The following is a 22,949-nucleotide window of genomic DNA, read 5'->3' on the forward strand; positions in this document are numbered from 1 at the left end:
CTTTTTATGAAGAACAGTTATATCATTACCCTGTTCCTGGTTTGTGGTTTGCTGACGATGGCCGGGTGTAAAAAATACCTGGACGTGCAGCCGCTTACGTCTTACACGGAGTCGCAGGTGTATGGCAATGAAAAGGCCATTGACCAGGCGTTGAACGGACTTTACCTGAACCTGGCCGCAAACCAGTTGTACGGCGCTAACCTTACCACCACTACGGTGGAACTGCTGGCGCAACGTTATAAACCGCGTACACAGAGCAACAACCCCGATCTCAGCGTGTTTAATTATTACCAGTACGGCTCAGCCGCAGCGCAGGCCACTTTTGATACATTGTGGCGCCAGGGATATGCCACCATCCTGGCGGCGAACGTATTCCTGTCCAAGATAGACAATGCGGTGGGCGCTAAAGTGATCACTTCCGCACATGCAGATGAACTGAAAGGGGAGGCAATAGCGCTGCGTGCCATGATGCACTTTGACCTGCTCCGTCTTTTTGGCCCCGTGTTTTCCGTGGACAGTACTTCACCGGCTATCCCTTATTACAGGAAAGCCGATGGACAATCGCAACCCATCCTTAGTGGAGGCACCGTGCTCGCAAACGTGATCGCGGACCTTAAACAGGCGCAGCAACTGTTGCAGCATGACCCGGTGATCACCTCCGGCATTATCCTGAATACAGATTTCTACACCGGCTCGCGCAACCAGCGCCTGAACTATTATGCCGTGGAAGGCCTGCTGGCCCGTGCTTACCTGTGGGAAGGCGATAAACAACATGCGCATGAGGCAGCGCTGACCGTGCTCACACAAGGGGAGAAGTGGTTTCCCTGGACCACTTATGATGTAGCCAATGATCCCGTAAACCCGGATCGTATCTTCTCTTCGGAAATATTGTTCTCCGTATACAATCCTGCACTGTATACCAACTTTACCACCTATTTCAGTTCCGACCTGCAGGATGCTTATATCCTCGCACCGGATCCTACCCGCCTGGCCAATGTATATGAAAGCAATGAAGGCGATTACCGCTATTCCCAGGATTGGATCGCATCCGGTAAGTCATACCGCACTTTCTTCAAATACCAGGATCTCACCCAGCCCGCGCTGCCATGGCGCTTCCTGCAGCCGGTGCTGCGCAAGTCGGAAATGTATTTCATCCTCGCGGAAACGGATACGGACCCTGGCACTGCCCTGGGTTACCTGAACACCGCAAGGCGTAACCGCGGCCTCACCGCATTGACTGCTACGGCCAGCATCTCGGAAGAACTGCGCAAGGAATACCAGAAAGAATTCTGGGGCGAGGGACAGTTGTTCTTTTACTACAAAAGAATCAATGCCACGCAGGTGCCGGATGCAGCCTACCCGTATGATTTCATTACCGTGGATCCCGCATACGTGGTGCCTTTGCCGCTGTCGGAGACTTCCACCCGGTAAGCATTGCTGATTTTTAAAAGTGAAACAATGAAAAGATCCTGCAACATATTATTGCTGACGGTATGCGTGCTACTGGCGGCTTCCTGTAAAAAGGAATCGCTGATGACCTACCATGCCGCTGATAACATTTATTTCAACTACAGCTACCAGACCAATTCGGGGCCCTTGTTCTACGCGGACTCGCTCAATGTGACATTTGCATTCAGCCCTGACAAACAAACCGATTCCATACTGCGTATACCCGTGGCCGTTACCGGTACGGCAAAAGGGACGGACCGCAATTTTGATGTGGCGGTGGACGCGGGCGCCACGGCAACCGCCGGTACGGATTATATACTGCCGGCCACGTTTGTGATGCATGCCGGGCGTATCACGGATACCATCCCTGTGACGTTAAAACGCACTGCAACGCTGAAGACCAGTGTACTCTCCTTTACGCTCCGGCTACGGGAGAATGACCAGTTCAAAACACAGATCGAGTACCGCTCGCGCAACGCCAATGACCTGTCTTACGTCGCCGCAGGCGATACGAGCCACACCCTCACGTTTAAAGTGTTGGTGTCTGACCAGCTGCAGGCCGGTCCTTACTGGAGCAACTACTCCTATTACTTTGGAGATTTCAGTGAAAAGAAAGTAAGGCTGATGAACCAGGTGGCGGGTATGCCATTGGACTTCTGGTCCGTGGAGCTCTCTACTACGCAGCAGCGGGCCAATGCGCTTTACTATGGCGGGTTTACCTATCGCTACCTGACAGATCACGCGGCGGCCGGTAATACCATTTTTGAGGCAGACGGGCAAACGCCCATGACGATGGGATCTTACTTCCAGCAGTAATGCAAGGGCTTTACCGTAATCAAAAAACGAAATTGGAATGAAAAAGATATCAGTTTTTGCAGTGCTGGCATTACAGGTGCTGGGTTTTATATCCTGCAATAAGGAAAAGGGTAACTACAGCTACCACCCGATCAATGAAATAAGTTTTGCAGGGTTTGATACCATAAATGGTTATAAGGCGTCCTTTGGCGATACTTTGTCGATCTCACCCGTGCTTACTTACAGCATGGACGCCGGCGGTACACACCAATACAGTTATGAGTGGTCGGTGAACCAGGGCTTTGCCGGGGATCGGGTGATCTCCACGGAGAAGAACCTGAAAGTGAGGATTGATGAACTGCCGGGCTCCTACCCACTGCAATACCGGGTTACAGACCTTACCACCGGGGTTTTGTTTCATATCCGCACCACACTGCTGGTACGTACGGATGTATATGAGGGCTACCTGGTGCTGAATGACGTAGGGGGCAATACCCGCCTGGATATGTTGTCTTACGATGCCGTGGGTGCCAAATTCACCCAATACACAGACGTGCTGAAGCGGCTGGGATCCGCACTGCCCACGCAGGGGCAACCTTACAAAGTGCTGTGTTCCCGTGCCATCCAGAGTGCCTTCAATTACTCCGATTCCACCTATGGCATATACCTGCTTACGGCTTCCGGCACCAACCGCATACATCCGGAAACATTCAGCTGGACGCCCACGTACGATCTGCGCTACGAAGTGACGGGTGATATACCGGCCGGCTTCAAGGCGGATAACCTGCGCGTGGATCCGCAATTCTATTATCTCACGTATTACATGACTTCCGGTAACAACGTGTACAACAAGAGTGGCGCTGGCACGCCCGTGTACAACCTGCCCATCAATAAATACGTGGGTAAGCCCCTCTTCAAGGCATCGCCCTGGGTGGTGTCTGACGGTACCGGCGGGGCAACGTTGTTCAACATGGACAATGGCAGTTTTGCGGTGACAACTCGCATCACCGCTACTAATGTAACAGATCCCACGCCGCCGGTGGCGGGGGAACTGGCCTATCCCAAAGGTAACCAGCTGGTGTGGATGGACCGGAGCTCCGGGGGCAATGCGGTTGCCATTATCAGGAACCCGGGCACGGGTATAGACACGCTGGTGAAATTCCTGCCGGGTGCCAATCCCACTTATGTGAAAACACTCAACGCTACGGATATTGACAAGGCTACACACTTTGCCGTGAGCAACAATCCTGAATACCTGTTTTACAGCGTGGGTGGCAAAGTGTATGAGTACGACCTGTCTCTCCAGACCAGTAAACTGATGCTGGATAAAAGCCCGGCGGAGATCAGCTACCTGTCCTTTGAACAATTTACACATACCAGTTTATATCCTTCCACGTATGGCGTGTGGATGCGCTACCTCTCCGTAGGCGTGTATGATCCGGCCGGCACCGCAGGCGCCAACGGTACGCTGGAGCAATACGGCGTGGTGGATGCCAATGAGCCGCTGGTCTTCAAAAGATCCTGGACAGGCTTTGGCAGGATCGTGAGTGTTGCTTACCGTGAAAGATAAAACCATCAGTAAATAAAATCATTATACAAACAATTTTGGAAGATGGACAATGCAATTGTCAAAATAGAACATTTGTCGCACAAGTATACCAGCTCCTGGGCTATCCGCGATATCAACATGGAGATCAGCCAGACGGGCATTGTAGGCCTGCTCGGCTCTAACGGGGCCGGGAAGTCCACCACCATGAATATCTTATGTGGGGCACTGAACCAGACGGAAGGTGATGTATACATTGCCGGCATTAACATGCGGGAACAACCAGAGCTGGCAAAGCAGCTGATCGGTTTCCTGCCCCAGCAGGCGCCCCTGTATATGGACCTGACCGTGGATGAATACCTGGAGTACTGTGCTGACCTGCGGCTGATGCCCAGGGATAAGATCAAGGGGGCGATGAAGGAAGTGAAGGAACGTTGTGGCATCGCGCATTTCAGCGAGCGCCTGATCAAGAACCTTTCCGGTGGCTACCGCCAGCGCGTGGGTATTGCGCAGGCCATCATTCATCAGCCCCGCCTCGTGGTGCTGGATGAGCCCACGAATGGCCTGGACCCTAACCAGATCACGGAGGTGCGCGCGCTGATCAGGGAGATTGCTACAGACCGGGCCGTGATCTTTTCTTCCCATATCCTCTCAGAAGTGCAGATCCTTTGCAAGGAGATCAAAATGATCGAAGGGGGCAGGATCGTATTCTCAGACACCATGGATGCTTTCAACAACTATGTGGAGCCACACAGTGCTTTGATGAACATGGAAAACCCGCCCACGGAGGCCGAGTTGCTGAAAGTGCCGGGTGTCACCAAAGTTGATTTTCTCACAGCCCGCCAGGTGCGCGTGTACTTTAGCGGCGACCAGGAAATTGCGGAAAGGCTCATAGCCGCCAGCGTGCAGCAGGGCTGGAGATTGCGTGAGATCAATCTCGACAAGAACGCCCTCGATGAGATTTTCAAACAATTATCCAACCAATCATCCCAATAATATTTCCGATACATGAAGACGGTTTTTAAAATTGCAAAAACAGAACTCAAGACGCTGTTTTACTCGCCTATTGCCTGGTTTTTGCTCATTGTATTTCTTTTCCAGTGCTCGCTTTCCTATATCACGGTGCTCAATAGCAATGCGGTGACCCAGGAGCTGGGCGGCCGGGGCCTGGACTATATGAAAGAACTTACGGCCAGGATCTTTGCCGGCAGGGGAGGCGTGTTTGGCAGCATCATGGAGAAGCTTTATTTCTATATCCCGTTGCTGACCATGGGGCTCATCAGCCGCGAAACCAGCAGTGGTACCATCAAGTTGCTGTATTCTTCCCCGGTGAAAGTATGGCAGATCATATTGGGTAAATACGTTTCCATGATGGTGTATAGCCTGCTGATGGTGGCAGGTTTTGGCATCCTGATCGTAGCGGCTTACTTCAATATCCCCCACCTGGAACTGGGTACCCTGCTGGCGGCCGCACTGGGCTTTTACCTGCTTTTGTGCGCTTACTCCGCCATTGGGCTGTTCATGTCCTGTCTTACCACTTACCAGGTGGTGGCAGCGGTATGTACGTTTGTAATGATCGGGTTCCTGAGCTACATTGGACAGTTGTGGCAGGGGGTGGATTTTGTGCGGGACCTTACCTACTTCCTTTCACTGTCCGGCCGCGCGCAGGCGATGATGGCGGGGCTGATCACCAGCAAGGATGTGATCTATTTCATCGTGATCATTTACATCTTCCTGGGTATGAGCATTGTGCGGCTGAAGGCTACGCGGGAATCCAAAACGGCGTTGCAGAACGCGGCCCGGTATGTAATGGTGCTGGCATCCGCGCTGGCCATCGGGTATATCAGTTCCCGTCCCAAGATGGTATTATATGCGGACGTGACCAACAACCGTACCCGCACGCTGACTCCGAATGCACAACGCATCATCAAAGAATTGGGAGACGATAAACTGCAGGTGAACGTGTACAGCAACATGCTGGATCAATACTATTATTTTGGGTTGCCAGAGTTCCGCAACAACTTCCTGGCCATCTGGGAGCCTTACCTGCGTTTCAAACCGGATATCGAATTTACGTACACTAACTATTACGACAGTACGTTTAGACGCAATGGCATCAGCTTCAGCACCGGCGGCAAAGAACCGGCCACGCTGAAGGAAATGGCGCAGCAGATGGCAAAGAGCAATGGATTTAAGATGTCATTGTTCAAATCACCGGAGGAGATCCACAAGATCATCAATCTCCGCCCGGAAAACAACCGGTTTGTGATGCAGCTGCAATACAAAGGCCGTAGCACTTTCCTGCGCATCTACGACGACCAGTTGATCTTCCCCAGCGAAACCGAGGTGTCGGCAGCCTTTAAGCGCCTGCTGCAGGCCAAGATGCCTAAGGTCTTGTTCCTGGCGGGCAACCTGGAACGCAGCGTATACAAGAATGGCGACCGTGATTACCATACCCTTACCAGTGAAACCACTTTCCGCAATGCACTGGTGAACCAGGGCTTTGACGTAGACAGCATATCACTGGATACACAGGAGCTGCCCGGCGATGTTACCGCACTGGTGATCGCCGATCCAAAGACGGAACTGAGCCCGGTTACCCTGGCTAAGATACAACAGTATGTAGATAAGGGTGGTAACCTGTTTATCGCGGGAGAACCCGGCAAACAGGCCGTGCTGAACCCGTTCCTGAAACAATTTGGCGTGCAGCTGATGGATGGCATGATCGTGCAAAAACATAAAGAGCTCTCCCAGGACCTGGTGTTGGGCAACCTGACCACCGCCGCCGCGGCCTTCACCAGCAAAGTAAAAGAAGCCATGGAAGACAGTGTGGTGGTTAGCATGCCCACGGCCGCCGGCTTGTCCTACACAATGGATAGCGGTTATGCGGTAAAGGAGTTGGTGACCACCGATCCGCAAAAGGCATGGCTGACCAAAGCCAAAGTGGTGGCCGATTCCACCGCAATGGAATTCAATGCCGCACAGGGCGATATCCAACGTGCGTTTCCCACGGTAGTGGGCCTGTCCCGCAAACGGAATGGGAAGGAGCAGCACATCATCATTGCCGGTGACGCGGACTTTATGAGCATCAAAGAACTGCAACGGTATAATCCCATGCAGACCAACTTCGCATTGGCTACCGGCATTTTCAGCTGGCTGGATAATGGCGATTTCCCGATCGATACCTCGCGCCCGCCCAGTAAAGACAACCGTGTAAGTATCACTACGGATGGTGTGGATGTGTTGCGCATTTTCCTGGTATGGGTAATACCGGGTGTGTTGCTCATTTTTGGAACCATCCTGCTGATCAGGCGTAAAAGAAAATAAAGCAGATGTTATTTACAACGGACCGGCAAACGCTGGAAGACCTGAATATTTTTGGCAAGCACGGAGGCGATTCCGTGTACAATATCTTTAATCGCACGCACACCCGGGGAGGCGCGGCGCTGCTGGAAGACATGTTCCGGCATCCGCTCTCCGACCCGGAGGCGATCAACCGGCGGAGCGGCATTATTCAATATTTTGCCACGGGTGCCATGGTATTCCCTTTCCAGCCCGCGCAGTTTGATGCCATTGATACTTACCTGGCTAACACAGACGAGCGTACGAAATTGCAGGCCGCCGATGACTCCCTTGCAAAGCGCCTTGGTAACCTGGTGGCCCAGAATGGGGAAACGGCCATGATCTACAAAGGCGTGCAGGCCCTGGTGGCATTGTTAAGTGATACGAAGACTTTTTTACAGGGACTGGACATAGGGCCGGGGCATGTGTATGAAACGGAGAAGACGGCAATGTTACTGCTCCTGTCAGAACCGGGATTGCTGTCCGTGCTGCAAACCAGTGCAAAGGATAAATTATCACATGCGCTGATCGCGGAGTACGATGTGCTGCTGCGCTTCCGGCACAGGACGGTGGTGCAGCAACTGCTGCGGCATATTGCCGCGCTGGATGTGTACCTGTCTATAGCCCGTGTGGCTACGGAGCGGGGCTTTGCATTCCCCCGCGCCCTGCCGGCCGGCGCATCCGGCGTCCGGCTGGAAGGCGTATATCACCCGCAGGTGAAAGGCGCCGTAGGCAACGATATTACGGTCACACCGGAAGGGAACGTGCTTTTTCTCACGGGGGCCAACATGGCGGGGAAGTCCACTTTCATGAAATCCCTGAGTATAGCATTGTTCCTGGCGCACATGGGGTTTCCTGTGCCGGCGCAATCCATGGAGTTTGCGGTGCTGGACGGTATTTATACTACGATTAACCTGCCGGACAACCTGGGCATGGGTGCCAGCCATTTTTATGCGGAAGTACTGCGGGTAAAGAAAATGGCCCTGGAGCTGGGGCAGGGGAAAAAGCTTTTTATCGTCTTTGATGAATTGTTCCGCGGCACCAATGTAAAGGACGCGTACGAGGCCACCATCGCCATTGTGAAAGCCTTTGCCCGCCAGCGGGGCAGCCTGTTTGTGATTTCCACCCACATTATAGAGGCGGGGGAGGTGTTGCGGGCGGAGTGTGGGAACGTACGCTTTGTATTCCTGCCCACGCGCATGGATGGCCACCGGCCCGTATATACCTACACGCTGGCCCCCGGCATTACCGACGACCGGCATGGTATGATCATTATCAACAATGAAGGCATCCTGGATATCCTGAGATCCGGGCTGGCTAAAAAATAGCATATGGCTTTTATTGCAGACAAGCAAACACTGGAAGACCTTAACTTGCTGGGCAAGTTCAAGCCGCATTCCATTTACAACCTGTTTAACAAGGTGCATACCACCGGCGGGGAGCGCCTGCTGGACGCCATGTTTGCCCAGCCGCTTACCGACCCGGAGGCGATCAATGCGCGGAGCAGCATTTTCCAATACTTCCAGCAGCAGGCATTCACCTTTCCGCTGCCAACGAGCGTGTTCCGTACCGCGGAAAATTACCTGAGCATGGGCACGGGCACTAATTTCCCGGCGGTCTTTGCCGCCACCTTCCGTAAAAAGGCAGGTGCCGCCCTGGTGCACGATGAGCAGTTTGCTGCCCTGAAAGCCGGTGTGGTGGCAGCCCTGCACATTTTGCAATCCCTGCGCAGGTTTGCAGATGCTTTAAGGGTGCCGGAAGGGTCCGCGTACAGCAATGAGGCAGCCTCCTTAAAAACGCTGCTGGCAGACCGCCGCCTGGAAAGCGTATGGGGTATGGGTGACCATGCAGCGCTATCCTTTATGCAGTTAGTGAAGTACGACCTTTTGCTGCGGCATACCCTGCGCGATGCGGTAGAAAAAATACTGGAGCGGGTATATCACCTGGATGTGTATATCGCCGTGAGTGGCGTTGCAAAAGATCGGCTGTTTTCCTACGCCCGGGCGTTGCCTAAAACACAACACCGGGTAAGCACCACGGCACTGCGCCATCCTGCCCTTGCCAACGCGGTGGCCAATGCCCTGTCGTTATCAGCGGAGTGTAACCTGTTATTCCTTACCGGGGCCAATATGGCTGGCAAGAGCACATTCATGAAGTCGTTTGGCATTGCCATTTATCTTGCCCACATGGGCTTCCCGGTGGCCGCGGAAAACATGGAGTTCTCCGTGCGCGATGGCCTGTTCTCTTCCATCAATGTACCGGATAACCTGAGCCTTGGGTACAGCCATTTTTACGCAGAGGTATTGCGTGTAAAGGCCGTGGCGCAAGCGGTGAGTGAAGGGAAGGACCTGGTAGTGATCTTTGATGAGCTGTTCAAGGGCACCAATGTGAAAGACGCATATGATGCTACACTGGCCGTCACGGCGGCTTTTGCGGCCTATCGTAATTGCTGCTTTATTATCTCCACCCACATCATAGAAGTAGGGGAGCCACTGAAGCAGCAGGCGGCCGGTGTACAGTTTGCATTCCTGCCTACGGTGATGGATGGCCCGGTGCCCCGTTATCCGTATACACTGCAAGCCGGGATTACCAATGACCGGCATGGAATGATGATCATCGGTAATGAACGTATTCTTGAAATGATGTAGGTTTGTTGCAGATCAAAAACCGCATTAAAAAAATCTGACAATGTCTAAACTCAGCTTCCGTGGCTGCGCGGCTCTCTGCGCGCTGACCACACTGGGCGCGGGCGCTCCTTTGCAGGGGCATGCCCAGTCGCTTCCCCTGGACCCTGCCGTACATACCGGGAAACTTGCCAACGGCTTTACGTATTACATCCGCAAGAATACAGCGCCCAGGAACCGGGTTACTTTTTACCTGGTGAACAAGATCGGTTCCATGCAGGAAACAGAAGCCCAGCGTGGCCTGGCGCATATGATGGAGCACATGAGCTTTAATGGTACGACGCACTATCCAAAAAATGAACTGGTGGAATACCTGCAGAAATCAGGTGTGCGCTTTGGTGCAGACCTGAATGCCTACACCGCTTTTGATGAAACCGTATACCAGTTGCCCCTGCCTTCGGATGATAGCAGTATTGTGCGCAACGGCTTGCAGATCATGCGCGACTGGGCCGGGGAAGCCACGCTGGATCCCACGGAGATAGACAAGGAGCGTGGCGTGGTGCTGGAGGAGAAGCGCCTGCGCAATGGCGCCCAGCAACGTTTCCAGGATCAGATGATGCCCTTGCAGGTAAACCATAGCCGCTATGCGGATCGCCTGCCCATAGGCCTGGAAAGTGTGCTCAAAACCTTCACCCCGGAAACCATCCGTTCTTTTTACAAGGACTGGTACCGCCCGGACCTGCAGGCGCTGATCGTGGTGGGTGATATTGATGTGGCCACGATGGAGGCGCAGGTAAAGCAAATGTTTGCCACTTTGAAAAATCCTGCAAAAGAAAAGAAGCGGGAGTACTACACCATCGCCCTTACCGGCAAGAACCAGTTCATGGCGCTTACCGATGCGGAACAGCAACGTACGCAGGTACAGGTGATGATCAAACAACCGGAACTGGTGATCCGCAACCGGGAAGATTACCGCCGCTTTATTGTTATGCAGATGATGAATGGCGCACTGCAGGAACGTTTCCAGCAGATCACCACGCAGGGCAATCCACCTTTCCTGCAGGTACAGGCCGGCCTGGGTGGCTTCATGGGCGGCCTGGATGCTTTTACGGTGAACATAGCCCCTAAGCCCGGGCAACTGAAGGAAGCATTCAACATGGTATGGACGGAGGTGCAGCGTATGCAGCGCTTTGGCGTTACGGCAGCAGAACTGGAACGTGGTAAAAAGAACTTCCTGCAGGAGTTTGAAGCCGCCTGGAAAGAGCGGGATAAAACGCCTTCCGATTCCTACGTGAAAGAATATGTGCAGTACTTCCTGAAGGGCGCCGCCTCCCCGGGTATTGATGCAGAGTATGCATTGGTAAAAACACTTGTACCCGGCATCACCTTAGACGATGTGAAAGCCCTGGCAAAACAAGCCATCAGGGACACCGATCGGGATATTTACATGGAAGCGCCGGAGAAAGATAAAGCATCCCTGCCCGATGCCGCAACCGTAGATGGTTGGATAGCCGCGGTGGCCCGTGCGCCGCTGCAGCCCTGGCAGGAAGCCGCTACCGGTCAAAGCTTGCTGGAAACCATGCCGGTGGCCGGCCACATCCTGCAACGCAGCGGGCCGGATAGCCTGGGTGTGTATACCTGTGTGCTGAGTAACGGGATCAAGGTGTTGGTTAAACCTACGGACTATAAAAATGACCAGGTGATGATCTCCGCATTCAGCGCAGGCGGCACCTCCGTATATCCTGACCCGTTATTTATGTCGGCTTCTAACGCGGCGCAGCTGGTGGCGGCCAATGGCCTGGGCAATATGGATCCGGTGGCGTTATCAAAGTTACTGACCGGTAAGAATGCCATGATGCAGCCCTTTATCCAGGAGCGTTACCAGGGCTTCCAGGGTGGTGCCAGTCCTGCAGACCTGGAAACGGCGCTGCAGCTACTTTACCTGGAGGTGACCGCGCCGCGCAAGGATACCAATATTTTCAACGGCCTTATAAGCCGCGCCAAAGCCAGCCTCGCGGGCCGCGGCAATAACCCCGATGCGGTATTTGCAGATACCGCCGCCGCGATCATGGGCATGCATCACTACCGCCGCCAGCCGCTCACGGAAGCCAGGCTGGAAGAGGTGAAGCTGGATGAGGCCTACCGCGTGTACAAAGAAAGCTTTGCCAATGCGGGCCTGCTCACTTTTGTATTGGTGGGTAATATTGATACCGCCCGCCTTTATCCGCTGCTGGAACAGTACGTAGCATCACTGCCAGGACATGCAGGCACCAGTGACTGGAAAGACCTGGGCATCCATATCCCGGAAGGCAAGGTGAATGCCACGGTGTACAAAGGCAATGATAACAAGGCGGTGGTGAACCTGGTGTTCAGTGGTACATATGCATACAATGCAGACAATAATATGCAGTTGACCGCCCTCGGATCCATCCTGCAGTTCCGTATTACGGAACGTATCCGCGAAACAGAGGGAGGCGCTTATTCTCCCCGCGCCGGCGTTACTTACAATAAGCTGCCGGAAGGCCGCTATGCCTTCTCCGTGCAGATCACCTGCGCACCTGCTAACGTGGAAAAACTGATCGCTGCTACCAAAGAAGAGATGGACAAGTTGAAGACCAATGGCCCCAGCGAAGATGATGTAGCCAAGTTTGTGGCGGAAACCCGCCGCAGCCAGGAGTTACAGCTGCGTGACAATGGCTTCTGGATGCAATACCTGGTGGGCCGTTTGCAAAACGGCGACCCGATGAACGCAGTATTGCATTTTGATGAAAGGCTGGCCATGGTAACCAGGGCAAGCGTGCAACAAACCGCTGCAAAATATTTTACCAATGAAAATGAAGTCCGGCTGGTACACCTGCCGGAAGCGAAATAACTGCTGTACCCAACAGCATTTTTGTTGATCGCTTAAAATAAAGGTCACCTTTCGCAGGTGGCCTTTTTCATTTTGATAAAAAATGGCCACCCGGGCTTCAACAAGTGTGGGTGGCGCTGTAAGAAAGCGGGATTACAGCGTACAGACAACCGTTATTAACGCCGGGAAGCCGCCTTGTGATCAGGCGGCTTCCCTATGCATGGCCAGGGCACATTAAAAGCGGGTGGCAAATTCTTTTGCAAACACTTCCAGCGGGCGGCGTTGTGCGGCGGCGGGGCGGTGAGCATCAAAATCTGTCCACAGCGCCCCACTGTGTACGGCGGTCCCCATTTCTACAAACAGGCTGGCAATGGGCGCCGGCATGCCACTGCCGGTAAGCCCCTGCAGCAGTTGCTCGTTGGTAAATTGTACCCAGGGCAGTCCCGGCTTGCCCACGGCGGCGCCCAGCACTTCCGCGATCTCGCTGGTATTGCGTTCATCACTTACCAGGTAGCGCACCTGCCTGCCCTGGCCGGGTTGCTGCAGCTCCGCTGCCACTACATCGGCAATATCTGCCGGATGCACCAGCAGCAGGCGACCGGCATAGTTGGAGCCAATGATGCCCCGGTGCTTGATCATGTCCACGTTACCCATGAAATTGGTGTAAAAGAAGGGCGCGCGCACGTGGGTGAGGTGAACGCCTTCCAGTTGGTTCAGCACCTGCTCCGCCTGGTGCAGGCCGGAGATCATGCCCGTGCCGCTTTCCAGGTGGGCGCCTATGCTGCTCAGGTTTACCACGCGGGTAATACCATTCACACGGATCGCGCTGGCGTAATTGCGGGCGGTACCAGCCACGTAGTCAATGTAATTGGGCGCGGAAAAGTCCGGGGGTACCATGGTGTACACGGCGTCTGCCCCATGGAAAGCGGTGGCCAGGAAAGCTTCGTCATTAACGGAGCCAATGGCAGGGGTGGCTCCCAGCGCACGGATGGCATCGGTTTTGCCGGGGTTGCTGCTGATGATGGTTACATGGTGACCGGCAGCTATCAGTTGGGTGGCCAGTGGGCGGCTGATGTTGCCCAGTGAACCGGTGATGGTGATGTTCATAAAACGGCGTTTTTGTTTTTTGTTGCACAAAGGTATTTTTGTACTTACTTTTGTACAAGTACTTACCCTAAAGTAGGTTTATATGACCGCGATCAAGAAAACATCCACCATCCAGGAAAATAAAGCACTTACCTTCCAGCAGTGCCCTGTTACGTATCTCATGGAGCGCATAGGCGGCTACTGGAAGCCCATCATCCTGTTCAACCTACTCTCCGGCCCCAAGCGCTACAGCGAGATCCGGAAGTCCATGCCTTCCATTACGGAGAAGGTATTGATCCAGCAACTGAAGCAGCTGGAAGCAGACAGCCTGCTTACCCGGGAGGCAAAACCGGTGGTGCCGCCTTACGTAACTTACAGCCTCACAGAAGCCGGCTGGAGGCTGCGGGAAGTGCTGGTAGCCATGGCAACATGGTCTATAGAAGACGGGCACCGGAAAGGCGTATACTGGGAGGGTAATATTGCCGATATACCCGACGCGCGTGTGCAGGCATCTTAGCGTGGGCTTGTTTTCTTACTGAATTAACCTATCTTGTAATGTATTGGCTGTGAATACGGAAGCCATTATCCATCGTCTGAAACCATGTTGTTTAGCCCAACCGGTGTGATAAAGAACCTTAACGAGCACAATAGACAACAAATATGCATGCCATTGATATCAAGGCGCTGATGGCCCAGAAAATGGTGGAGGAGATCGAAGACTATGCTGTATTGCTGCTGGATACAGAGGGCAAGATTGCCAGTTGGAACCGCGGCGCACAGAAAGTAAAGGGATATACCGCCGATGAAATAGTGGGCCAACACTTTCATGTGTTCTATACCCCGGAGGACCAGGAGGCCGGCCGGCCGTACCGCCTCATCAATATAGCCCGCAACACCGGCTCCGCCCGTGATGAGGGCTGGCGCGTACGTAAAGATGGCACCCGCTTCTGGGGCAGCATCGTGATCACCGCCATCCACGATGATGATGGGGAGGTGATAGGCTTCACTAAAGTTACACGCGACCTTACCGCACAAAAGGAATATACAGACCGCCTGCGGGCTTCTGAAGAACGCTACAGCCGCATGGTGGAAGCGGTACAGGATTATGCCATCCTCCTCCTGGATACGGAAGGTGGTATACAGAACTGGAACATTGGCGCGGAGAAATTAAAGGGCTACACGGCCGCAGAGATCATCGGGCGCCATTTCCGTATTTTCTATCCCGAGAAGGACCGCCAGCACCAGTTGCCGGAAGCACTGCTGGCCATGGCCAGGCTACAGGGCCGCGCTCATCATGAAGGCTGGCGCATGCGCAAGGATGGCAGCCTGTTCTGGGGCAGCATCGTGATCACAGCCCTGCACAATGATGCCGGTGAAGTGATCGGGTTTTCCAAAGTGACCAAAGACCTCACCGCCAATAAAAAAGCGGAGGAGGCGCAGGAGCGCTACCTGCAGCAACTGGAAGACCGCAACCGGGAAATGGAGCAGCTCACTTACATTGCTTCGCACGACCTGCAACAACCCCTGCGCACTATCACCAATTTCCTCAGCATGTTTGAGCACAAATATGCGCCCCTGGTGGACGAGCACGGACACCTTTACATATCGCTGGTAATGAAGGCCGCGGTACGCATGCGGGAGCTGATCCGCGCTATCCTGGAATACTCCACGCTGGGGGCCAACAAAGTGATTGCCACCGTGCATTCCGCGGAACTGCTGGAGGAAGTAAAGCAGGACCTGCATGATATGATCAGCACCACCGGCGCTGTTGTAGAGGGGCAAAACATGCCAGTTTTACAAGGCTACCGCCTGGAACTGCGCCAGCTATTGCAAAACCTGGTGAGCAACGCTATTAAGTTCCGCCGCCCGGGAGAAGTGCCCCATGTAACGGTGACGGCAGAACGCAGTCGCAACCGTTGGATCTTTTGTGTGAAAGACAATGGCATTGGCATGGAGGAACCCGCCATGTCCAAGATCTTTATGATGTTCCAGCGCCTGCACTCCAAGGACCAGTACCCCGGCGCGGGTATAGGCCTGGCCTATGCAAAGAAGATCGTGGCCCTGCATAATGGGCAGATCTGGGTGGAGTCTACACCAGGCCATGGCAGCCGCTTTTATTTTTCTATCCCTTTTACCCAATAATCTGTAAAATGTACATTGGGCGCCCGCCCGCTCAGGGCCGAACATTTGCGGATGTATTTTTCACGATCAAACCGGCCGTCCGGAAACGGACAGTTCCTGTGCCATGGCGGACAATGCACAAGTGCCTGTGCTTTTGCCGTGTGTTGTAAATCAATAGTTTGCAAAACCGGCGGGGCTTTTGCAAGCCTTGCGCATTGCAGCATCAAACTTCCGCGCTATGCTCCGTAACTACCTCACAGTAGCCCTCCGCCAGCTAAGCCGCCACCGCGGCTATGCCATCATCAATATCATGGGCCTCACCCTGGCCATTACCTGCTCCCTGCTGATCTTCCTGGTGGTAAGCTGGCACTTTAGTTTCGACCGTTTTCATACAAAGGCCAGCCGCATTTACCAGGCTACCACTATCCTCAATGACGGCAACGTCAATCATTTTGCCGGTGTGCCGGGCCCCCTGGCCAAGGCGATACGGCAGGAATTTGCTTTCGTGGAAAACACCGCCCGCATTGTTACCTATCCCAACACGCTGGTGAGCACCACGCAGCATGGCACCGTGCAGAAGTACATGGAAGCAGGCGGCGTAGCCTTTACCGGGCCCTCCTTCTTTAAAATATTTGATTTCCCCCTGCTGCTGGGCGATCCCAACGCGTTACAGGGGCCCGGCGGTGCATTACTAACGGAAACCACTGCACGTAAATATTTTGGAAACCCCGCCGCTGCGCTGGGGCAAACGATCCGTTTTAAGAACAAGATAGATTTCATTGTAAAGGGCGTGCTGCGCGATCTGCCAGGTAATACCGATGTAACCGCAAAGGTGTTTGTGTCTGATGCCAACCTTGCCCAGGAAAATCCCTTCACCGCCAGCGATAGCAGCTGGGATGGATTCTATGGGCGGTGCCTGGCCTATGTGCTCGTGAAGCCGGGTACCACGCCCGCACAAATGCAAGCCGCATTGAAGCAGGTGGTACAAAAGAACTACAAGCCGGATGAGATCACCCGCCAGGGCTGGGCATTTGAAATGATACCCTTGCAGGATGCCCACTTCTTCAGCGGGTACCGGGAGCATGCCAATAAGAAGAACCTCTGGACACTGGCCGCTATCGCGGCTTTCATACTGCTCACCGCGTGTGTCAATTTTATAAATCTCAGCACGGCCCGGGCGCTGAACCGTGCCCGGGAAATAGGGGTGCGTAAAGTAATGGGAAGCCTGCGCCGCCAGCTGGTAGGCCAGTTCCTGCTGGAAACTGCCATCATCACGTTGCTATCCGTGTTGTTGTCCGTATTGATCACTATTATCTTATTGCCCGCGCTTAATGATATGGTGAAGGTGCAGCTTAGCCTTCGCCAGCTGTATAGTCCTGCGGTATTGGTTTTCCTGCCCCTGCTGGTCATCATGGTCACCTTGCTGGCGGGCGCTTATCCCGGGCTGGTGATGGCGCGTTTCCAGCCGGTACAGTCGCTCAGGGGCGGGATATCCCAACAGCAGGTTGGTGGGTTCTCCCTGCGGCGGGTGCTGGTAGTGTTGCAGTTCACCATTTCACAGGTGTTGATCATTGGCGCAGTGGTGGTGGCCTGGCAAATGTACTATGCCGTGCATGCAGACTTAGGTTTCCAGCGCAATGCGGTGGTGATGGTCAATGTACCGGAGCAGCACCGCCTGCAGCTTCAGACATTGCGTACCCGGTTACAGCACATTCCTGGTGTGTACAAAGCCAGTGTGTTCTTTATGCCGCCTGCCTCCACTTCCGGCAATGCTACCACCGTGCAGTTTGAAGCACGCCCGCAGCCGGAAAGCTGGTACGTGGATGAGAAAGATGCGGATGACCAGTACCTCTCCACCTTTGGGCTGCAACTGGTAGCGGGCCGCAACTTTTTCCCGGCAGATTCCGCGAAAGAATTTGTGGTCAATGAAAAGTTTGTAAAGCTCCTGGGTATTGCAACGCCGGCTGATGTCATAGGCCACCAGGTAAGCATTGATGCGGGCAGTGGCGTGGGTACTATTGTAGGGGTGGTGAAGAATTTTTACAACTCTTCTTTTCATAACGAGATAGGGCCGGTGGTGATCATGCCTAACTATCATCAATATACGCACTGCGCCGTGGTAACAGATCCGGAACATATTCCGGAAGTATTGAAATCCCTGTCTGCGCTCTGGGCTACCGAATTTCCCAACGCGGTGTTTACTTACGAATTTATAGATGATCACATTGCCCGGTTCTATGAGCAGGATTATGTGATCTTGCGCCTGGTGGAAGTATTTACAGCGATCGCGGTGTTCATTGGCTGTTTGGGGCTGTATGGCCTGGCTGCCTTCCTGGCGGTAAACAAGACCCGTGAAATAGGCGTACGCAAGGTATTGGGTGCCGGTTTGCACCAGATCCTCTGGCTGTTTGGAAAGGAATTCAGCCGCCTGCTGTTGCTGGCATTTGTAGTGGCAGCGCCCCTGGGCTGGTATGCGGCCACCCGTTACCTCGAGCAATTCAAGTATCACATCACGCCAGGTCCCGGCATCTTCCTGCTTTCGTTTGCAGGTACCGGGCTGGTGGCCATTTGCACGGTGGGCTACCTGTCTGTAAGGGCCGCCCTGGCTAATCCTGTGAAGAGCCTTGCCAGCGCATGATCAAAACTGCTTTTGGGTAGTGATGATATGGCCGTCCTGCATCTCAATGGTACGGTCGCTGCGGTGGGCAAAATCATTGTCGTGCGTCACGGCCACAATGGTCTGGTGGTAGTTGTGTGCCAGGTCCTGCAGGATGTCAAACACAATGCCCGTGTTTTTGCTATCCAGGTTGCCGGTAGGCTCATCACCCATGATGATCAGCGGGTCGTTGATGAGCGCGCGGGCAATGGCTACCCGTTGCTGTTGCCCACCGGAGAGCTTGGCGGAGAGTTTCAGGGCCTGGTCTTCAAGGCCCAGCATCTTCAGCTTTTCATAAGCCCTTTCTTCAATTTCTTTCCGGGAGTATCTGCCCAGTCTTAGCGCCGGTATCATTACGTTGCGCAGGCAACTGAACTCTGGCAACAGGTAGTGGAACTGGAATACAAAACCGATCTTCTCATTGCGCAGGGCCGCCAGGCTGTTCTGCTTCATGCCGGTTATCTGCTGGTTGTGTATGGAGAGTGTGCCATCATATTCCGTATCCATGGTAGACAGGATGTAGAGCAGGGTTGACTTTCCACTGCCGGACTTGCCCACCAGGGTTACAAATTCACCCTGGTTCACGGTAAAGGAAATATCATTCAGTACCCGGAACTTTTCGGGGTCATAGAAATATTTACCTATTTTATCCGCCTGCAAAATAACTTCTGACTGCATATGCTTATTTTCTGAAAATGGATACCGGGTCTACGTTCGAGGCTTTACGCGCAGGAAAATAGCCGGCAAAGAAAGTGATGATCAGGCCAAAGATGATACCGCGGGTATACATCTGCGGTTCAAAATGGATGGGGAAGTAGCCAATATCACCGCCCACGTACACATGTTGCAGCGCATACACCAGCAGGGAGCATAACAAGGATCCCATCACGATGCCGCCCAGCCCAATCATCATGGCCTGCTGCACAAAGATGCGTACCACGTCCCTGCCCTGGAAGCCCATGGCCTTGAGAATGGCTATTTCATTGATCTTCTGGTTAATGGTCATGTTCAGGATGTTGTAAATGCCAAAACCCGCCACCAGCAGGATAGACATGGAGATCACATTGATCAGGATAGTGCGCATCCTGGCTGCCGCCACCAGGGTTTCATTGGCCGCTTTCCAGTCTTCCGCTTTGTAACCGGTAAGGAAGGATAGCTGTGCGGAGTACCTGGCTGCATTGTCGTAGTCTTTCACATTCACATCGATGTCGCTCACGTAGCTGGGGCTTTCCAGCTTCAGTTGCCGGGCGGTGCTGATGTTGATGTAAGACTTTGTTTTGTCAATATTGGAATTGCTGGTCTTGAACATGCCCACCACTTTCATCACCTTGGTTACATTGCGGGAAGAAGTGATGGTGATGTTATCCCCCGTTTTTACACTCATCTTCTGCGCTACGCCTACCCCCACCAGGATGCCGTTGGGCGTGCTTTTCAGGTCCTCCATCCTGCCTTCCACCATGGTTTCGGCAATGCTGAACATCTTATCTGCCTCCTCAATGATCACACCGGACGCGGTTCCTGCTATCTGTGTGCGGCCGCTGTTGTAGAATACATCCACGCCTACCTGGGGTGTGGCAATCACCACCTCCGGTTGCTGGCGCAGCAGGGCCAGTACCTGGTCCGGGTTGATGATCTTCTGGCTTTCCGGTACCACACGGGGATTTACGATCACCGGGAGTGCTCCATTGCCTGCGCCAGCCCGCAGCGGGGCGCTGATCTCATCATCCTTGTACACCCTTACGTGGGGTACATTTTTGAACATGGTAGCATCGGATTTTTTGGAAAAGCCCGCCGCCATGGAGTTCATGAATATGTAAATGGCCACACCGATGGTAACGCCCAGTGACGCCACCGCCGTGAGTTTGCGGCTGGTAGTGATGTATGTGAGCGAGATCTCCGAATCAATGTTATGCCTGTGCTTGTCTGCCATGATCTTTATTTGTTGTCCTGGATCAATACCGCGTGTTCATCTATGCCACCCAGGATCTCCACCCAGTCGCTGGAGATGATGCCGGTTTGTACGGGCACCTTCTTCTTATCTTTTTTCAGCAGCACGGTACTGCCGTATTGCAGGTAGGAGCGGGGTATTACCAGGGCATTTTTCTTTTCACCGGTGATGATATTGGCCTCCAGCTGGGTGCCGGCTATGCGGAAATCCAGGCTGTCGGTAAAGTACGCCTTTACCAGGAAGGATTGTGTGTTGGCGTCAAATGCAGGCAGGATCTGGTGTACGGTGGCATTGTAAGTTTTAGCGCGGTTGGTGTTCAGGCGCACCACTACGGCCTGTCCTTCCTTCACCTTGGCCATGTTGGTTTCATCCACATTCAGCTTGGCGTATATCAGGTCCGGGTCACCGATCACGGCGATCACATCGCCTTTTTTTACATAGTCTCCCAGTTGCTTCAGCTTTTGATAAATGCGGCCATTGGTCACTGCCTTTACCTGGTTCTGGCCTGCCAGCACCTGGTTTACCCCGCTGGCAAAACGCTGGGCCACTTCCTGCTGGGTGGCATTGATCCTGGCATTGTTATACTCTTGTTGCAGCCCATCCAGCGTGGCTTTGGAGCTTACCGCCGCCAGTTGTGCGTTTTCATATTCCAGGCGTGATACGCTGTTGTTTTGGTACAGGCGCTTGTAACGGTCTGCCAGCTGCTGGTCCTGTTGCAGTTTGGCTTCCGCGGCCGTGATGTTAGCCTGGATCTGCTGCAGGGCAGGGGCGGAGGGCAGGGTATTGCGTTGGGCTATGCCATGCAGTTCTTCCGCGCTGCGGGAGTTCAGCACATTCTGGTGGTTGTCTATTACAGCCAGCAGCTGGGTTTTGCTGACCAGGTCTCCTTCATTGAAGTTGAGCTGCACCAGGTAGCCATCCTGCTGGGCGGTGAGGTTGTATTGATCATAAGCTTCCAGCACGCCGGAGGCAAATACCATTTCGGTAATGTCGTGGCGCTCAGGGCTCACGCCTTTCTGGCCACCGCAGGCACTCAGGGCCAGCAGGCCTATGCAGGCCGGTAATAAGCGGGCAAGTCTCATTTGAAAGTATTGTTGATGTTTATCTTGGATCTGTCGTATTCGCTGGTGGCCAGTTGGGCCACCGTGGTAATGCTGCTGTTCAGCCAATCGTTGAAAGAGATCAGCAGGTCTGTAGCGGAAAGAATGCCTTCCTTGTAAATATCCAGGTTCTTCTGGTAAGAATCTTTTTTCAGGGAGGCAATGTGTGATGAGAGCTGGTAGCTGGTAAATGCCTTTTTATAGTCCAGCACCACCTGCCGGTTGCTCACGCTGTCCTGCAGGGCGGCATGGGCAATATTGGTTTCATTGATCCGCATGTACACCCGGTCATACCGCACGGTAGCGGCTTTGGTCACGTCCGGGGCCAGGGGCACGCTGAAACGCAGGCCCACATAATTGGTGCCTGGCCAGGAAGTTTTGTCGAAGAAACGGTTGTTACTGTATTGGTTCCATCCTACATTGCTGATGAAGCTCACCGTGGGCAGGAACCATTTTTTGTTGGCTTCCAGGTCTGCCTTGCGGTATTTCTGCTGCCATTCCCATTGCTGCTTATTCAGTGTATTCGTTGCCGTTAGGTTGTCGTCAAACACTGGCGATGGCTGGGCGGCTGTTACGCTCACTTCCGCACCGGCGGGAATGTCGCAGAGCAGTTTCAGGTTCTCTGTTTCCTGTGCAGCCAGTATTTCCAGCTGCTGTATGCGGTCTTTGATCGCCAGCTGGTTAGCCAGGGAGTTGTTTACATCCTGGGTGCGGGCTATGCCCTCCACCTGTTTGCGCTGCATGATCTGCGTAAGGGAATCCGCATTGACCAGGCTTTCCTGCAGGGCCAGGAGCTGCCATTTGTAAGAAAGGATATTGTAGTACGAAGCCGCAATACTCTCACAAAGGGTCTTTTTATTCAGCTGGTTGGTAATGCGGGTCAGCTGCTCATTGGCCCTGGATACTTTTACCAGCCCCATGGCGTAGGGGTTGAGGATGTCAAACTGGGGAGAGGTGCTGATGGTGCTTACGTATTGCTGGCCCAGGGTGATGGTCTTGAACTCACCGGGCTGGCCGCCGAAGATCTCCGCCGGCAGGAAGTTTACGGGCAGCTTGGTATTGTCTATGGCGGTGAAATTGGCCTCCGCCTTCAGGTTCCATTTAGAGAGCTGGGCGGCCAGGGTCTGGTACTTGGCCAGCAGCGTTTGTTGGGAGGCGTTCTTGTACGTACTGCTGTGCGCTTCCGCGTAGGCAAATACATCGTCGAGCGAGGTAAAGGTAAGCTGGTCCTGCGCAAAGGCTCCAAGCCCGGTGCACAACAGCCACCCTAGCATTAAGAATCGACGCATCGATGTGGTGTTTTAGAAACTGGTAAAATAGAATGCTGCAAAACTACTGCCTGGCGGGGCTTGTTTGCGGGAAATTATAGCAAAGGTGCCTTTTTTTATACCAAAATAACGGTGCATACTTGGTATAATTTCCGGGGAGTTT

General features: G+C 53.6%; 16 protein-coding genes. 11 read left to right on the plus strand and 5 right to left on the minus strand.

Features of this window, described 5'->3' with window-relative positions; all coding sequences use genetic code 11:
• Positions 1–6 precede the first annotated feature (6 nt).
• Genes DCC81_RS16115 through DCC81_RS16150 form a run of 8 tightly spaced genes read left to right on the plus strand, consistent with a single transcriptional unit; the run spans position 7 to position 12,628 of the window.
• Entirely contained in the window at positions 7–1,431 is a 1,425-nt protein-coding gene (locus tag DCC81_RS16115; RefSeq protein ID WP_108687623.1) for a RagB/SusD family nutrient uptake outer membrane protein, read from the plus strand.
• Between the two features lie 27 nt (positions 1,432–1,458).
• Entirely contained in the window at positions 1,459–2,265 is an 807-nt protein-coding gene (locus DCC81_RS16120; protein WP_133177684.1) for a DUF4843 domain-containing protein, read from the plus strand.
• 37 nt (positions 2,266–2,302) lie between these two features.
• Entirely contained in the window at positions 2,303–3,814 is a 1,512-nt protein-coding gene (locus DCC81_RS16125) for a PKD-like family lipoprotein (protein WP_108687625.1), read from the plus strand.
• A gap of 42 nt (positions 3,815–3,856) precedes the next feature.
• Positions 3,857–4,786, plus strand: coding sequence for an ABC transporter ATP-binding protein (locus DCC81_RS16130; protein WP_108687626.1), 930 nt, complete (start codon positions 3,857–3,859; stop codon positions 4,784–4,786).
• A 12-nt stretch (positions 4,787–4,798) separates the two neighbouring features.
• Positions 4,799–7,117 (plus strand): Gldg family protein, encoded by a 2,319-nt coding sequence (locus DCC81_RS16135; RefSeq protein WP_108687627.1) that lies wholly within the window; start codon positions 4,799–4,801, stop codon positions 7,115–7,117.
• Positions 7,118–7,122: 5 nt separating this feature from the next.
• Positions 7,123–8,460: a MutS-related protein gene (locus DCC81_RS16140; RefSeq protein ID WP_108687628.1), complete on the plus strand. Its 1,338-nt coding sequence runs from the start codon at positions 7,123–7,125 to the stop codon at positions 8,458–8,460.
• 3 nt (positions 8,461–8,463) lie between these two features.
• Positions 8,464–9,780 carry a MutS-related protein gene (locus DCC81_RS16145; RefSeq protein WP_108687629.1) on the plus strand — a complete coding sequence of 439 codons (1,317 nt, stop codon included), beginning with the start codon at positions 8,464–8,466 and terminating at the stop codon, positions 9,778–9,780.
• Between the two features lie 40 nt (positions 9,781–9,820).
• The gene (locus tag DCC81_RS16150) at positions 9,821–12,628 is read left to right on the plus strand and encodes a M16 family metallopeptidase (RefSeq protein ID WP_108687630.1); all 2,808 of its coding nucleotides are present in this window, start codon (positions 9,821–9,823) and stop codon (positions 12,626–12,628) included.
• A gap of 213 nt (positions 12,629–12,841) precedes the next feature.
• Here DCC81_RS16150 and DCC81_RS16155 read toward each other — a convergent pair whose 3' ends face one another.
• Entirely contained in the window at positions 12,842–13,714 is an 873-nt protein-coding gene (locus tag DCC81_RS16155) for an NAD(P)H-binding protein (RefSeq protein WP_108687631.1), read from the minus strand.
• A gap of 82 nt (positions 13,715–13,796) precedes the next feature.
• Here DCC81_RS16155 and DCC81_RS16160 point away from each other — a divergent pair, with 82 nt between their 5' ends.
• The 3 genes from DCC81_RS16160 to DCC81_RS16170 all read left to right on the plus strand — a co-directional run bounded on the left by DCC81_RS16160 (position 13,797) and on the right by DCC81_RS16170 (position 18,452).
• Entirely contained in the window at positions 13,797–14,210 is a 414-nt protein-coding gene (locus DCC81_RS16160; RefSeq protein ID WP_108687632.1) for a winged helix-turn-helix transcriptional regulator, read from the plus strand.
• Between the two features lie 143 nt (positions 14,211–14,353).
• On the plus strand, positions 14,354–15,835 hold the full coding sequence (locus tag DCC81_RS16165) for a sensor histidine kinase (protein WP_108687633.1): 1,482 nt from the start codon (positions 14,354–14,356) through the stop codon (positions 15,833–15,835).
• Between the two features lie 217 nt (positions 15,836–16,052).
• Positions 16,053–18,452 (plus strand): ABC transporter permease, encoded by a 2,400-nt coding sequence (locus DCC81_RS16170; RefSeq protein WP_108687634.1) that lies wholly within the window; start codon positions 16,053–16,055, stop codon positions 18,450–18,452.
• Here DCC81_RS16170 and DCC81_RS16175 read toward each other — a convergent pair whose 3' ends face one another.
• Genes DCC81_RS16175 through DCC81_RS16190 form a run of 4 tightly spaced genes read right to left on the minus strand, consistent with a single transcriptional unit; the run spans position 18,453 to position 22,807 of the window.
• The gene (locus tag DCC81_RS16175; RefSeq protein WP_108687635.1) at positions 18,453–19,148 is read right to left on the minus strand and encodes an ABC transporter ATP-binding protein; all 696 of its coding nucleotides are present in this window, start codon (positions 19,146–19,148) and stop codon (positions 18,453–18,455) included. It abuts the gene before it with no gap.
• Positions 19,149–19,152: 4 nt separating this feature from the next.
• Positions 19,153–20,400 carry an ABC transporter permease gene (locus DCC81_RS16180; protein ID WP_108687636.1) on the minus strand — a complete coding sequence of 416 codons (1,248 nt, stop codon included), beginning with the start codon at positions 20,398–20,400 and terminating at the stop codon, positions 19,153–19,155.
• A gap of 5 nt (positions 20,401–20,405) precedes the next feature.
• Positions 20,406–21,500, minus strand: a complete 1,095-nt coding sequence (locus tag DCC81_RS16185) for an efflux RND transporter periplasmic adaptor subunit (protein WP_108687637.1) — start codon at positions 21,498–21,500, stop codon at positions 20,406–20,408.
• Positions 21,497–22,807, minus strand: coding sequence for a TolC family protein (locus DCC81_RS16190; RefSeq protein ID WP_108687638.1), 1,311 nt, complete (start codon positions 22,805–22,807; stop codon positions 21,497–21,499). Before DCC81_RS16190 ends, DCC81_RS16185 begins: the two co-directional genes overlap by 4 nt.
• Positions 22,808–22,949: the final 142 nt, after the last annotated feature.

This window comes from Chitinophaga parva, from assembly GCF_003071345.1.
Taxonomy (GTDB): Bacteria; Bacteroidota; Bacteroidia; order Chitinophagales; family Chitinophagaceae; genus Chitinophaga; species Chitinophaga parva.

Bases quoted from the DNA above. Each gene is read 5' to 3' on its own strand.
- DCC81_RS16175 (WP_108687635.1), bottom strand. From the start codon at position 19,148: ATGCAGTCAGAAGTTATTTTGCAGGCGGATAAAATAGGTAAATATTTC.
- DCC81_RS16120 (WP_133177684.1), top strand. From the start codon at position 1,459: ATGAAAAGATCCTGCAACATATTATTGCTGACGGTATGCGTGCTACTG.
- DCC81_RS16145 (WP_108687629.1), top strand. From the start codon at position 8,464: ATGGCTTTTATTGCAGACAAGCAAACACTGGAAGACCTTAACTTGCTG.
- DCC81_RS16160 (WP_108687632.1), top strand. From the start codon at position 13,797: ATGACCGCGATCAAGAAAACATCCACCATCCAGGAAAATAAAGCACTT.
- DCC81_RS16170 (WP_108687634.1), top strand. From the start codon at position 16,053: ATGCTCCGTAACTACCTCACAGTAGCCCTCCGCCAGCTAAGCCGCCAC.
- DCC81_RS16125 (WP_108687625.1), top strand. From the start codon at position 2,303: ATGAAAAAGATATCAGTTTTTGCAGTGCTGGCATTACAGGTGCTGGGT.
- DCC81_RS16190 (WP_108687638.1), bottom strand. From the start codon at position 22,807: ATGCGTCGATTCTTAATGCTAGGGTGGCTGTTGTGCACCGGGCTTGGA.
- DCC81_RS16180 (WP_108687636.1), bottom strand. From the start codon at position 20,400: ATGGCAGACAAGCACAGGCATAACATTGATTCGGAGATCTCGCTCACA.
- DCC81_RS16135 (WP_108687627.1), top strand. From the start codon at position 4,799: ATGAAGACGGTTTTTAAAATTGCAAAAACAGAACTCAAGACGCTGTTT.
- DCC81_RS16150 (WP_108687630.1), top strand. From the start codon at position 9,821: ATGTCTAAACTCAGCTTCCGTGGCTGCGCGGCTCTCTGCGCGCTGACC.
- DCC81_RS16155 (WP_108687631.1), bottom strand. From the start codon at position 13,714: ATGAACATCACCATCACCGGTTCACTGGGCAACATCAGCCGCCCACTG.
- DCC81_RS16115 (WP_108687623.1), top strand. From the start codon at position 7: ATGAAGAACAGTTATATCATTACCCTGTTCCTGGTTTGTGGTTTGCTG.
- DCC81_RS16140 (WP_108687628.1), top strand. From the start codon at position 7,123: ATGTTATTTACAACGGACCGGCAAACGCTGGAAGACCTGAATATTTTT.
- DCC81_RS16185 (WP_108687637.1), bottom strand. From the start codon at position 21,500: ATGAGACTTGCCCGCTTATTACCGGCCTGCATAGGCCTGCTGGCCCTG.
- DCC81_RS16130 (WP_108687626.1), top strand. From the start codon at position 3,857: ATGGACAATGCAATTGTCAAAATAGAACATTTGTCGCACAAGTATACC.
- DCC81_RS16165 (WP_108687633.1), top strand. From the start codon at position 14,354: ATGCATGCCATTGATATCAAGGCGCTGATGGCCCAGAAAATGGTGGAG.